The following is a 13,479-nucleotide window of genomic DNA, read 5'->3' on the forward strand; positions in this document are numbered from 1 at the left end:
CAATACTGGCAAGGGTTTTGTGGCCATGGGGCACAAGATGTTAACTGAACCGGAACCTAACGGTCCCGGTTCAGCTTATTATTTCAATTTATCTGCTTTTACACCTTCCCTTGTAATTTTTACGGGTACAATTAACCCTTCTTCATTGAAGTGCATTTCGTCAATACAAACCACCCTGTTATTGGCAGCTGTTTCGGTAAGCGGACGTCTGTGATATATTATATACCAACGGTCGGTACCCGGTACATTGATCACGGAATGATGCCCTGCCCCGGTAGCTACCGCGGTATCCTGCTGTAATATTTTACCTATGCGTCTGAAAGGGCCTGCCGGAGAATCGGCAATGGCGTAGGCGACGGAATAATGAGGGCCGCCCCATCCCCCTTCAGACCACATGAAATAGTATTTACCGTTGCGGATGAACATGAATGGCCCTTCCACATAACCGGAAGGAGTGATCTCTTTAAAGGTTGATCCATCATCAAAAGAGGTAAATCCTTTAAAGTCAGGGGTCAGTTTTGCAATGTTGCAATGCTGCCAGCCTCCATATATAATATAATATTGTCCGTCTTTATCCTGGAAGACAAACTGATCAATAGGCTGTGCCCCATTATGGAATTTATCTATCAGAGGTTTACCCAGATAATCTTTATAGGGACCTCCGGGCTTATCTGCCACGGCTATACCGATACCGCCGGATTCGTTGTTGTTCTGGATATCGTTAGCCGCAAAAAAGAAATAGTACTTCCCTTCCTTTTTGACAATAGCCGGCGCCCACATAGCTCTATTAGCCCATTTTACGGCTGCGGTGTCTAAAATGCGGGAGTGTTTGGTCCACCGGACCAGGTCGGGAGAGGAAAAGGCATCAAAAAATACCTGTTTTTCGTATTTGTCTGAATAAGTAGGGTAAATCCAGTATTCTTTACCCCAGATAGCAGCTTCCGGGTCAGCATACCAACCCTGTATTACAGGATTACCGGCCCTTTTCTGGGCAAAGGATAGCTGGCAGCAGGAGATTCCCAGCAGGAAAAATGTTAAGACCTTTCGCATAATGTGATTTCCGGTTAAAACCACAATATAGTTATGGGGAACCAGATTTTATATGGGGGAATGGCTTAAAAAATGGCTTTTGCAGACGGTAAAGTCATTTTTTGACAGGGAGGACGGCGGGGAAGAGCTTTTTCCTGTGTGATAAGTGGTTTAACAGATGTCGGATTTTGTTCATAATTTTATCATAGCATTCAAAAAAACGGAAATTGCCTTATTCATCCTTACCGGAGGAGCGGAAACTATTGCTGCAGATTGCCAGGGGTGACGAATCTGCTTATACACTTGTATTCAATCATTATAGCAAGCAAGTGTTTAATGCAGCCATGCTTTATTTGAAAGATGAAGGAACTGCACGGGAAGTAGTGCAGGAAATCTTTTTAAAAGTATGGCTGAAAAGGGAAGCTATGCCCGGTGTGGAGGATCTGACCAGTTATCTCTTTATTCTTACCCGTAACCATATTTATGACAGCTTTAAAAAGCAGGCTATCCGTTTGAAGGTGCATGATTACCTGTACCAGCATCAGGCTACTGCAACAGATGATACCGGTTACCGGGTGGAAGAAAGGCAGTATGATAACCTGGTTGATCAGGCGGTTTCTTCTCTTCCTCCCGAGCGTAAGAAGGTCTATATAGCAAGGCAGGAGGGTTTCAGTAATGAAGAGATCTCGAACAGGCTGAATATCTCTATTCATACTGTTAAAAAGCAGATGCAACTGGCTGTGCAGTCCGTGAGGAGTTTTGTGAAGGCTTATATTTCCCGTTGATAATCAATATAGTTTGTGGAATTGCTTTACTTCAACTCCCCTTTCAGCTCCCCTTTCAAGCATCTTTCAAGCATCTTTCAAGCATCTTTCAAGCATCTTTCAAGCATGTTTCAAGCATGTCTTAAGCATGTCTTAAGCATGTCTTAAGCATGTTTAGTGCATGTATTGCGGGTGCTAAAGTGCACCACAGGTATAATCCTGGTATAGGTTTACACTTCTGTCAGATAATCCTGTTTGAAGTTTACAATTGTTGCTTTTAATCCTGTAATTGGTTTACAGGCTTTTTTTTCTGTATTGAAAAAAATTTTCTTTCCCAATACTCCTTTTCTTTTCTACGGTCGTCTTTATTTCTATCGACCGAATGCCAAACTAATCGTTTATGACAATACCGGAAATAAAGCTATTGCTTGATAAGTATAAGCGGAACGAGATCAGTGAGGAAGAGTACCAACAACTTCTCCGGGAAGTGGCCAATGAAGCCAATGCGGACACTATACGGCAGGACATTATAGAAACACTATACGGCGAAGTGCCGGATAGCCAGTGGACAGACGATGATGCAGCGGCTGTACTAACCACCATTCTCCAGGATGGGCGGGAAGAATACCGGCATCTGCGTCTTGTAAAACGCAGGCAACTGATATACCGTTCTCTAGCCGCAGCCCTGGTAGCAGGAGTACTGGCTACAGGCATATACCTTGCCATGCCGGGGAAAAAGCCGGAAAAGATGGTTGCTGTTAAAAAAGCACCGCTGGCTCCCGGTTCAGATAAAGCTGTGCTTACCCTGGCAGATGGCACTACCATTCCGCTGGACAGCGCCGGCAACGGCGCACTGGCGCAACAGGGCGGTACCAGCATTACCAATGCCAACGGAGCGCTCAGCTATAAAGCAGGAAATAATGACAATGAGGTCATGTATAACACGGTTGCTACTCCCCATGGCGGGCAATACCAGCTTACCCTGGCTGACGGCAGCCGGGTATGGCTGAACGCCGCCAGCAGCATACGCTTCCCTACTGCCTTTACTGGCAGGGAAAGAGTGGTAGAGATAACAGGGGAAGCTTATTTCGAGATAACCTCCAATGCCAGCCAGCCTTTCAGCGTGAAGGTGAACGATATACAGGTAAAAGTGCTGGGCACCAGCTTTAATATTATGGCCTATGCTGACGAGCAGGCAGTGAAAACCACCCTTGTAACAGGAGCCGTTCAGCTAACACAGGGTAAAAATACCAGCTTGCTGAAGCCCGGACTGCAGGCCAGCCTTTCAGGAGATAAGGGATTTGTGATCTCTGAGGCTGATATGGAACAGGCACTTGCCTGGAAAGAAGGCAGGTTCCGCTTCAGGAATACCAATATAAAGACCATTATGCGCCAGCTGTCCCGCTGGTATAATATGGAAGTTGACTATAAAGGCGATGTATCTGATATAGATCTGACAGGTGTGATTTCCCGGAGGGAAGAGGCAGAAAAACTGCTGAAGGCCCTGGAAACTACCCAGAGGGTCCATTTTGAGGTGAACGGGAATAAAGTGACCGTGTCCCCCTCAGTACCACGTTGATTTTTATTAAAAGCTAAATTTTCCGGTTATGACCACGTAAGAAAAAGCAATACAAGATAAACTGTAAGGTAGAAACCGTGTAGTGTCTGAGATACTACCGAAAAAACCGGATCCCGACTGCCATCAGGACCCGGTAAAAATGGCTACCAGATTTCCATTAACGTTAGAAAACCGATTATTAAGCCAAGAACACAAATGTATGGAACTACGTGAGACTTGCAAGGCCCCGCGCAGATATGGGCTATTGCACAGAAAATTATTGATAGTTATGAAATTAACTGCCATTTTAACCCTGGTGTTCTCCCTCAACCTGAGCGCCAGTTCATTTTCCCAGACCGTCACCATTACAGGCAAACGCATGGCCCTGTATGACATATTCAACAGTATCAGCAAACAAACCGGGTACGAATTTGTGTTTGATGAGAAATTGCTGCAGAATGCCGGTCCTGTTGATATTAACATGAAATCAGCGCCATTACAGCAGGTACTGGACAAATGTCTGAGTAACAAGCCGCTTTCCTATAATATTATAGACAAGATCATTGTGATCAGTCCGAAAGCTGCCATAAAGGAAACATCCGTTGCAGCTGAAAAGCCTGCTGCTACTATACAAGGTACTGTTACTGACTCTGCCGGCCATGCGCTGCCTAATGTGAGCGTACAGGTAAAAGGCACGACCAGGGGCGCCCTGACAGATGAAAAAGGGCATTTCTCCCTGCAGGCAGAGAGTAATGAGGTGCTGGTATTCAGTTACCTGGGCTTCCAGACAAAAGAAATAACGGTAGGCAGCAATACCAACCTGTCTGTTACCCTCCTTTCTTCAGACCAGCAGCTGGGTACTGTAGTGGTAACCGCTCTTGGTATCAAAAGATCAGAGAAATCCATTACGTATGCTACCCAGCAGGTAAGCGGTGTGGAGCTGACCAAAGCAAAAGACCCGAACCTGATCAATACCCTGAACGGTAAAGTGGCAGGTATGAGCATCTCTCCGAGTTCTTCCGGCGTGGGTGGTTCTGCAAAGGTGATCCTGCGTGGTAACAAATCCGGTCTTGGCAGCAACCAGGCATTGTATGTGATTGACGGGGTGCCTATGAACAATAGCCTTACCTCACAGCCTAACAGTTCTTATGGAGGCAGCGGTGCATATGATGGGGGCGATCCTATCTCTAACCTGAACCCTGACGACATTGAGAGCATTTCCGTTCTGAAAGGCGCTTCTGCAGCTGCATTATATGGCAGCCAGGGGGCTAACGGCGTGATACTCATTACCACCAAAGGCGGTAAGGCAGGACGTACACAGGTTAACTTCTCTTCCGGCCTTACGCTGAGCCAGATTGCCTATAAACCAAAGTTCCAGAACAGCTACGGACAGACAGGCGGCACAGGTTCCAATCCGCAGAGCTGGGGAGACAAAATAAGCGGAGGCAGTGCAGACAATCTCTCCTCTTACTTCCGTACAGGGACTAACCTGACCAACTCTATCAGTCTTTCAGGCGGTTCTGAAAAAATGCAGACCTATTTCTCTTATGCCAATACTTCAGCAAATGGTATTCAGCCGAAGAATAAGCTGTCCCGCAATAACCTGAACTTTAAGGAAACAGGGCATTTCCTGAATGATAAGCTGACAGCTGAGGCAGATGTGAACTACATCACCCAGACCATCGATAATACACCGCTGAGCGGTTTTTATTTCAATCCGCTTACAGGCCTGTACCTGTTTCCCCGCGGAGCCAACCTGGCACAGTATAAAGATAAATTCGAGGTGATGAACCCTGCCAGGAGGTTAATGGTGCAGAACTGGCCTTTCAATGAGGACGTGCAGCAGAACCCATGGTGGATAGTCAACCGTAATCCAAACTCGCTTGAGCGTAACCGGTTACTGCTTAATGCCAGCCTGAAATATGAAGTGGCTTCCTGGCTTAACATCCAGGCCCGCGGCAGTATAGACAGGATCAACGACGTATATGAGCAGAAGATATATGCAGGTACTATCGCTACCCTGGCTCCTGCCAATGGTGTGTATGTGTACAGCAACACCACTACCAACCAGCAATACGGCGACCTGCTGGCTAACTTCAACATCCCCGTTAATGAGGACATCCGTATTACCGGTATACTGGGTGGCAGTGTCAGGGATGTAATAACCAACGGTGAGAAGTTCAATTCCGGGCAGGAAGGGCTGAACATTGCCAACAAGTTCCTTATCCAGAACTTCACCAGCTTCAACCCGCTGAACTCCGGAACGCTGCAGGAAAACCACAGCCAGTTCCAGTCAGTGTTCGGAAGCGCCAATATCTCCTATAAAGACTGGGTATACCTGGACCTCACCGCACGTAACGACTGGTCTTCCAACCTGGCCTTTACTCCATCAGGCTCTTACTTCTACCCTTCCGTAGGTCTGAACCTGATACTGAGCCAGATGGCAAAACTGCCTGAAGCCATCAGCTTTGCGAAAGTACGTGGTTCCTACGCACAGGTGGGCAACTCTCCGCTGGCATACCAGGCTAATCCTGCACAGTATACTTTCAGCGCAGGCGGTACTTTCTCACAGAGCACTGCGGTACCGTTCACTGACCTGAAACCGGAGAAAACAACTTCACTGGAATTTGGTACTGAATGGCGCTTCTTTAACAACAGGCTGAGTGTAGATGCTACCTACTATAAAACAAATACGAAGAACCAGACATTGCAGATAGCGGCCAGCAATGCTACTTACTATGATTCTTATTTCATCAACGCCGGCAATATCCAGAACCAGGGCGTGGAGGCTATTGTACGGTATGATGTGTTAAGCGATACGAAACTCAAATGGAACACAGGTCTTAACTTTTCCACGAATCAAAACAGGATAAAAGAGTTGGCGCCGGGTATCAATAGCTTCACGCTGAGTGGCGCTTCCGGCTCCAACTACGTATCCAAGTTCGCGGTAGGCGGTTCCTTTGGCGACATTTACGGCAGCGTGTTACAGCGTGATGAGCAGGGCCGTATCAAGATAGATGCCGATGGCAAGCCTATCAGGCAGAGCGGTGACCTGGTATTTGTCGGAAATGCAAACACCAAATGGCAGCTGGGCTGGAACAACAATCTCTCATTCAAAGATTTCACGCTCTCCTTCCTGATAGACGGCAAATTTGGTGGTAAGGTAATGTCTATCACACAATCTATGATGGACCAGTATGGCGTGTCTGAAGAAAGCGGCGCAGCCCGTGATGCCGGCGGTGTAAAAGTAAATGGTGTGGACCCTTCCGGCAATGCGGTAACAACAGTGGATGCGCAGAAATGGTATACTACCATTGGCGGACGTGAAGCTGCTTCCGGTGAATACATGTACAATGCTACTACGGTACGTCTTCGTGAAGTAGCGCTGGGATATACTGTTCCTGTAAAGAACACTTTTGTGAAAGCATTGAGGCTGTCGCTCACCGGTCGTAACCTGCTTTATTTCTATAAGAAAGCGCCGTTCGATCCTGAGCTGACCATGTCTACTGCCAACGGCATGTCCGGTGTGGATATATTCATGCCACCGGCTACACGCAGCTATGGTCTGACACTGAATGCTACCTTCTAAAGTTAAACCTGTAGAAAATGAAAAGCTATTATATAAAAAGCCTGTGGGCCTTTGCAACAGTATTACTGCTTGGCGCCAGCTCCTGTACAAAGAATTTTGAAAGATATAACACTGATAATACCGGCGTAACAGATGATGATCTGAAAGCTGATTTCAAAGACCTGGGCACATTCCTGACCAGGGCGCAAAGGTCTGTCATCAACTTCTCCGGTGGTGGTGATCCCAATTCTTACCAGTTGCAGCAGAACCTGAATGCTGATTGTTATTCAGGCTATTTCATGTCACCTAACCCGTTCAACGGCGGACAGAATAACCTGTCTTATTTCATGATGACCGGCTGGAACGGAGAGACCTTCAAAGTGGGTTACCTGAACATAATGGCATCTGTTAACAAACTGCGTGTTAATGGTGTGGATACTGCTTATCCTGCTGTATGGGCTGTAGCCCAGATATTGCAGGTAGCAGGTATGAGCCGTGTTACAGATACTTACGGCCCTATTCCGTACAGCCAGGCTGGATCCGGCAAAACGGGTATTGCGTACGACAGTCAGCAGGATGTATACAACCGGTTCTTCCTGGAACTGGACAGTGCCACTACTGCCCTGCGCAGCTTTATTGGCGGCAGTGAAACATTACCATTTACCTTCTCTACATTTGACCTGGTGTATAACGGCGACTTTACCAAATGGCTGCAATTTGCCAACTCACTGCGCCTGCGCCTGGCTATGCACCTTGTGAAGAGAGATCCTGCCACAGCACAGTTACAGGCTGAGAAAGCCCTCAATCCTTCAGAAGGAGGTGTGATAACCACCAATGCAGGTAATATGGCTGTAAAGGTATCTGGTGCAGGCTTCAGTAACCCGCTGGTGTTTATAGCAAAGAACTGGGCTGACATCCGTATTGGCGCTTCTATACAGTGTTATATGACCGGTTATGCTGATCCGCGTATTGGCCGTTATTTCGACAAATCGACAGATGAATCTTTCCCTGCACAATATAAGGGCATCCGTATCGGATCAATATCCGGCGGTTCTAAAGATGATTATGTAGGATATTCTTCACTTAATTATACAGACGGGAACCCTGCTTTTTCACTTACCTCTCCTGTTCAGATCATGACAGCTGCGGAAGTGTATTTTTTAAGGGCAGAAGCGGCCGTGCGTAATTGGGCCAATGCAGGGGCCACAGCGCAAAGTTTGTATGAGCAGGGCATCAACACTTCTATGGAACAATGGAACGTTTCCGTTGGCAGTTATGTGAGTGATGCCACCAGTAAACCTGATGCTTATACAGACCCAAAGAACTCCGCTAACGATGCGCCGGCGCCTTCTGCCATTACTATCAAATGGGATGATGCTGCTGACATTAATGTAAAAATGGAACGTATCATCACACAGAAATGGATAGCTATGTTCCCCGAGGGAATGGAAGCATGGACGGAGTTCCGCCGTACCGGCTATCCGAAACTGTTCCCTGTTGTGAACAACAACAGCGGCGGATTGATCAGCACTGAAGTACAGATAAGGCGTTTACCATTCCCACAGAATGAGTATAACACCAATGCAGCTGAAGTGAACAAAGCCGTACAGTTACTCGGTAATGCAGATAATGGCGGAACAAGAGTCTGGTGGGATAAAGCAGATTAGTTCGGGAATGCGTATAAAAACAGAAGCCATCCGCCGAAAGGCGAGATGGCTTTTTTGTTGGCATAAGGATGAAGGAATATTCTATTACCAGATATAAGTGGCTACGGCCCCATTATCCAGCGAAGTGTTTACGATCTTATCATTGTATTCAATATTGAATTTTTGCGGAGTTGTACCGTTGTTCAATACGATCAGCACTTTCTTACCCTCTTTTGTTTTAAATGCCACGTTCTGCAGTTCACCAGGTACATTAGATGCGATCCTCACTGAACCAGGGCGGGCAAATTTGGAGGCGTGACCGATAATGTAATAGGCTACATTACGGGATACTCCTGTGCCGATGGTCAATGCACCCATACAGGTAGTGCAGCCGCCTTCGGTATGCGGGTCGTAGTTAACATCTGCCGCGAGGTTCCATTCCAGTACATTTCTACTCCAGTTACGTGTGGCGCCGATAATAAGCGTACCTATATGCCATTTCAGATCTCCTGCAAAATTGCCCGGGCCACCTACCCATTGCTCAGTAAAATAGATATTTTTCTGTGGATAGGCGTTGTGCAATTGTGTCAGCGCACTGATGTTACCGGCGTACAGGTGGAAGGCAGAGCCATCCACATATGGATAAGCCGCAGCATCGCCCAGGATAGCGGCAGGATATTCAGGTTTATCTGCATTATGGTCATACACAATGATCTTTGTGGTCAGTCCTGCGGCATTGAATGCGGGGCCAAGGTGGTTCTTCACAAAGTCAGCCTGCTCAGCCGCCTGCATCACCATACTGGGATTATTACCACCATGCAGCGGCTCATTCTGCGGAGTGATGGCGTCTATGGTAATACCTTCCGCTTTCATGGCCTGGATGTATTTTACAAAGTACCGGGCATATACGCTGTAGTATTCAGGTTTGAGACTACCGCCTACAAAACTGTTGTTGGTCTTCATCCAGGTAGGTGCAGACCAGGGGGAGCCTAATATTCTGATACCCGGAGCTAATGCCACGATCTTCTTCAATACCGGCAGGAGGTCTGTTCTTTCTTTATCTATGCTGAATTGTGCAAGGGCCTGGTCTGTTTGTGTGCCGGGCATATCATCGTAAGTAAACGGCGTTGCACTGAGGTCAGACGCCCCTATGCTTATACGCAGGTAGCTAACGCCAATGTTATTACTGTCTGTGAGGAAGAGTTCTTTCAACAGGGCATCCTGTTCAGCGGCAGGCAGTTTGTTGATCAGGGTGGCACTGCCCCCGGTCAGGCAATATCCGAAACCATCTATTTCCTGGTAGGATTGGGAATCATCTACTTTGATAGTCAGGTTTCCGTTTACAGTGTCTTTGAAGATCAGGCTCACTTTCTGTTTCTGTAATAATGCACTCTTATCTGCTTTGGTGAGCCACATAGCTACATCTGAGGTGGTATCTCCGCCGTTGGGAGGATCTACCGGCGGAAGAGGGTCAGGGTTGTTCCCAGTGTTGCTACAACCAATGGTATAAAAGGTACAGGCCAGGAAAGCAGTTGTAATACTGCTTCTCGTTATATTTCTGATGTTCATTTTTCGATCATTTTATATACTCTTACGTAATCTACTTCCATGTTCTGCGGGAAGATGTTATCGTCTATTCCCTGGGTTCCGCCCCAGTCGCCACCTACGGCAACGTTCAGCAGCAAATGGAATTTCTTGTCAAACGGCCATACGGTATATCCTTTACCTTCGTTCACAAACTGGAAGATGAGCTGGTTATCTATGTATCCTCTGAGGGCATAAGGCGTCCAGTCTACACGGTACAGGTGGAACTCTGAGCTGGCATTGGTTATTCTTTTTGTACTTGTTTTCTGTGTGCCTATTTTAAAGTAATAGGCTTCTGTGTGTGCGCTGATATGAATGTTATCCTGGTCATATCCTACATGTTCCATGATATCTATTTCGCCGGATTTAGGCCAGTTGCCATATGCCCATTCTGTAGGCAGCATCCAGATGGCGGGCCATGTACCTTTACCTGAAGGCAGTTTGGCTTTGATCTCAAAACGGCCATAAAGCCAGTCTCCCTTACCGCGGGTTACCAGCCTGGCGGAAGTATAGTTCCTGTTTTCCTTTACTTCTTTTTTAGCGGTGATAGTGAGAATACCATTCCTCACTGAAGCATTGTCTATGCTGTTGGTGTAGTATTCCAGTTCATTATTTCCCCATCCGCCGCCACCGACGTCGTATCCCCACTTTGTATTATCCGGCAATCCTTCGTAATCAAATTCGTCGGCCCAGACAGGCGTTGTTTCAAAAGCCCAGCCTTTATCTACCGGGCCCTGTGGAGCTCCCGGCCCTGTAGTATCGTTATCTTTGCCTTTGCCTGAGCAGGAAAGGATATTCATGCCCAATAACAGGAACGGTAAATACTTTAGTGTTCTCATAACATGATCCCGTTTTAAAAACACAGGCTACCTTTGGGAAAAGTAGCCTGCATGATGATCTAAATTGCTATATTTCTTCAAGGAATTTCACATTATCCAGGCTGATGCCACCAGCGCCGAGTGTTCCGCCGGCGCTGCCAGCTTTTATCACCATGTAAATGGTACCGGTGGTATTAAATTTCATAATACCACTCTGACCTGTGCCGGCACCATCGCAACCTATTTCGTTCAGGTTGCCGTCAAACGGAATTTTTCCACAGCCGGTCCATGTATTCAGTGATACAAATTTGGTACCGCTGTAATCAGATCCCTGTTTGGGCGCTGTGGCGCCGAAGTAGACTTCAAACCAGGAGTTGGTGGCGCCATTGCCTTTTACGTTGCCGGAGAATACATAGGATTTGCCGGCGGTAACGTTGATGGCCTGGTAAACAGCACCGTTAGAGTTGCCCGTATTGGAGAAGTTCATCACACCATTTTCAATTTTAATAGTAGTTTGTGTACCGCCGGTATTCAATATGGTCCAGTTCTGTTCGCTGCCGGCCTCCATAGTGCCTCCTTTCAGGATATCCTGTGTGGGTGCATCGCCGGCGATAGTTACCTTTTGGGCGGTAGCAGCATAACCGCCGTTGGTGAAGACGGTCATCTGAATAGTGTACTCACCTTTCCTGAAGTAGCTGAAGGTATCTACTTCTTTCTTTGACTTGCCGCCGTTACCATCTTCCCATTGCCACATAAAGCCCCCGGGCGTGGCATTGGACACGATAATCTTATTAGGTTTTCCGGACATGGGGGTGGCGGTAAATGCAGCAGTTGGTGCAGGTCCTAGCTTAGCATCAGAAGATTCAGGCGAGCAGGAAGTGATAGCGCAGGCCAGCAGAACTGCCATTGCCAGCGTATAGTTATATCTGTGGTTCATTGTATACAATTTGCGTTTGATGATCATTTGGTACCTCCCCATTCTTTGCTTTGTTCTAGTTTGGTGTTTTCCAGCTCCAACAATGGAATGGGCAGTATTTCATGCTTACCGGCTATAAATCCACGGCTGGCCAGTACTGTAGCTGCCCTGCCGGTACGTACCAGGTCAAACCAGCGGTGTCCTTCACCGGCCAGTTCCAGGCGTCTTTCGTTGAAGATGTTATCATCAGTTGCATCGATAGCAGGTAATCCTACGCGGTTACGTACTGCGTTCAGCAGTGTATAGGCGCGGGTGCCTGCACTGCCCCCCTCTCCTGCTTTGATGAGGGCTTCTGCTTCCATCAGGTAGGTATCTGCCAGGCGGATCTCGTACAGGTTCTGCGGATAGTTCAGCTCTTTTACGCCGCCACCGGTTGACTGGTTAGATATTCTGCCGGCAAATTTTTCCAGGAAATACCCTGTATTCATATGTCCCTTTTCGTAGGCGGCAATACCGTTCTTTTCCAGGCTGTCCAGGTTAGCTACTGTGTATTTGTAGCGCGGGTCAAAGTGGATAGCATTGAACAGGTCTGGAGTAACTACCAGGAAGCTCCATCCGGAGGCGTAATCAGGCGCGCCTGCTTTCAGCGCTTTATACCCCCTCGGTCCTACCATAATGTTCAGCACGTTGCCTTCTGTACAGGCCACGCAATCCCATACGCCGGCAGAGGTAGAAGTAAATGCTACTTCAAAGATGGATTCGCTGTTAAACTTACTTCCATTGTCTGACTTCCATAATCTGCCAAAATCGTTCAGCAGTTCATACCCGTATTTTGCATTTGCCTGTCCGGGGTTAGCGCCGTTCACTTCCGCCAGTTCTGCCGCAGCGGCAGCCCATTGCTGTTCGTACAGGTATACCTTACCCAGCAGCGCATGAGCCGTGCCTTTAGTAGCGCGGCCGCCTTCTGTGGCTACGGGCACCTGGTCTGGCAATGCGGTTTCTGCGATAGCCTCTTTCAGGTCTTTTTCTATCTGAGCCCATACATCTGCAGGGGGCGCCTGTAATACGTTGTATGATTCGCCGGCGGTCAGCGTTTTGGTAATGAGCGGAATATTTTTGAATAAGCGGATGAGGTCAAAATAAAAGAAGGCACGCAGGAATTTTGCTTCTGCAACGAATCTTTTCTTCAGGTTTTCATCCATCGGAACGCCTTCCAGTTTTTCAAGCAATATGTTGGCCCTGAATATACCGGAGTAGCCTTTTTTCCAGAGCTCTGTCTGTGGTCCCTGATCGGGAGAAAGAGAATAGTTGGACCATACCTGGAATGCGGTGACATCGTTCGCTCCGCCGCCACCGGCAATATGATCGTCAGAGGCTGCGTCTAATGCGCCTACTTTGGTAACATAGTTGCCGCTCTGCCATCCTACAACATCATATACAGCAATCAGGCCGTTGAATGCTTCTGTGGCATTACGATAGTAATTCGATTCAAGGTCTTTACCTTTTGGATCTACGTCCAGGAAGCTGTCGCTGCAGCTGCTTGTAAATAATAAACCGGCTGCCAGGAGTATATATATTTTCTTCATTTTGATCGGG

The 13,479-nt window shown here is 47.4% G+C and carries 9 protein-coding genes; 4 read left to right on the forward strand and 5 right to left on the reverse strand.

Going from position 1 to position 13,479, the window contains the following annotated elements:
• Positions 1-78 precede the first annotated feature (78 nt).
• Positions 79-1,050: a glycoside hydrolase family 43 protein gene (locus tag GO493_RS27495; RefSeq protein WP_157309453.1), complete on the reverse strand. Its 972-nt coding sequence runs from the start codon at positions 1,048-1,050 to the stop codon at positions 79-81.
• A 206-nt stretch (positions 1,051-1,256) separates the two neighbouring features.
• On the opposite strand from GO493_RS27495, the gene GO493_RS27500 reads away from it, so the two are divergent.
• The 4 genes from GO493_RS27500 to GO493_RS27515 all read left to right on the forward strand — a co-directional run bounded on the left by GO493_RS27500 (position 1,257) and on the right by GO493_RS27515 (position 8,586).
• Positions 1,257-1,814, forward strand: coding sequence for an RNA polymerase sigma factor (locus tag GO493_RS27500; protein ID WP_157309454.1), 558 nt, complete (start codon positions 1,257-1,259; stop codon positions 1,812-1,814).
• Positions 1,815-2,193: 379 nt separating this feature from the next.
• Entirely contained in the window at positions 2,194-3,372 is a 1,179-nt protein-coding gene (locus GO493_RS27505; RefSeq protein ID WP_157309455.1) for a FecR family protein, read from the forward strand.
• A gap of 268 nt (positions 3,373-3,640) precedes the next feature.
• On the forward strand, positions 3,641-6,940 hold the full coding sequence (locus GO493_RS27510; RefSeq protein ID WP_157309456.1) for a SusC/RagA family TonB-linked outer membrane protein: 3,300 nt from the start codon (positions 3,641-3,643) through the stop codon (positions 6,938-6,940).
• Positions 6,941-6,957: 17 nt separating this feature from the next.
• Entirely contained in the window at positions 6,958-8,586 is a 1,629-nt protein-coding gene (locus GO493_RS27515; protein ID WP_157309457.1) for a RagB/SusD family nutrient uptake outer membrane protein, read from the forward strand.
• Positions 8,587-8,670: 84 nt separating this feature from the next.
• On the opposite strand, the gene GO493_RS27520 is transcribed toward GO493_RS27515, so the two are convergent.
• The 4 genes from GO493_RS27520 to GO493_RS27535 form a co-directional block, all read right to left on the reverse strand.
• Complete coding sequence (locus tag GO493_RS27520; RefSeq protein WP_157309458.1) at positions 8,671-10,134, reverse strand: glycoside hydrolase family 30 protein; 1,464 nt, start codon at positions 10,132-10,134, stop codon at positions 8,671-8,673.
• On the reverse strand, positions 10,131-10,988 hold the full coding sequence (locus GO493_RS27525) for a glycoside hydrolase family 16 protein (RefSeq protein WP_157309459.1): 858 nt from the start codon (positions 10,986-10,988) through the stop codon (positions 10,131-10,133). Before GO493_RS27525 ends, GO493_RS27520 begins: the two co-directional genes overlap by 4 nt.
• Before the next feature lie 67 nt (positions 10,989-11,055).
• Complete coding sequence (locus tag GO493_RS27530; RefSeq protein WP_157309460.1) at positions 11,056-11,904, reverse strand: hypothetical protein; 849 nt, start codon at positions 11,902-11,904, stop codon at positions 11,056-11,058.
• Positions 11,905-11,927: 23 nt separating this feature from the next.
• Entirely contained in the window at positions 11,928-13,469 is a 1,542-nt protein-coding gene (locus GO493_RS27535; protein WP_157309461.1) for a RagB/SusD family nutrient uptake outer membrane protein, read from the reverse strand.
• Between the last annotated feature and the right edge of the window lie 10 nt (positions 13,470-13,479).

This window comes from Chitinophaga tropicalis, from assembly GCF_009758205.1.
Classification (GTDB): Bacteria; Bacteroidota; Bacteroidia; order Chitinophagales; family Chitinophagaceae; genus Chitinophaga; species Chitinophaga tropicalis.

Coding starts and splice junctions, on each gene's coding strand:
- GO493_RS27510 (WP_157309456.1), top strand. CDS start 3,641: ATGAAATTAACTGCCATTTTAACCCTGGTGTTCTCCCTCAACCTGAGC.
- GO493_RS27495 (WP_157309453.1), bottom strand. CDS start 1,050: ATGCGAAAGGTCTTAACATTTTTCCTGCTGGGAATCTCCTGCTGCCAG.
- GO493_RS27520 (WP_157309458.1), bottom strand. CDS start 10,134: ATGAACATCAGAAATATAACGAGAAGCAGTATTACAACTGCTTTCCTG.
- GO493_RS27525 (WP_157309459.1), bottom strand. CDS start 10,988: ATGAGAACACTAAAGTATTTACCGTTCCTGTTATTGGGCATGAATATC.
- GO493_RS27530 (WP_157309460.1), bottom strand. CDS start 11,904: ATGAACCACAGATATAACTATACGCTGGCAATGGCAGTTCTGCTGGCC.
- GO493_RS27505 (WP_157309455.1), top strand. CDS start 2,194: ATGACAATACCGGAAATAAAGCTATTGCTTGATAAGTATAAGCGGAAC.
- GO493_RS27515 (WP_157309457.1), top strand. CDS start 6,958: ATGAAAAGCTATTATATAAAAAGCCTGTGGGCCTTTGCAACAGTATTA.
- GO493_RS27535 (WP_157309461.1), bottom strand. CDS start 13,469: ATGAAGAAAATATATATACTCCTGGCAGCCGGTTTATTATTTACAAGC.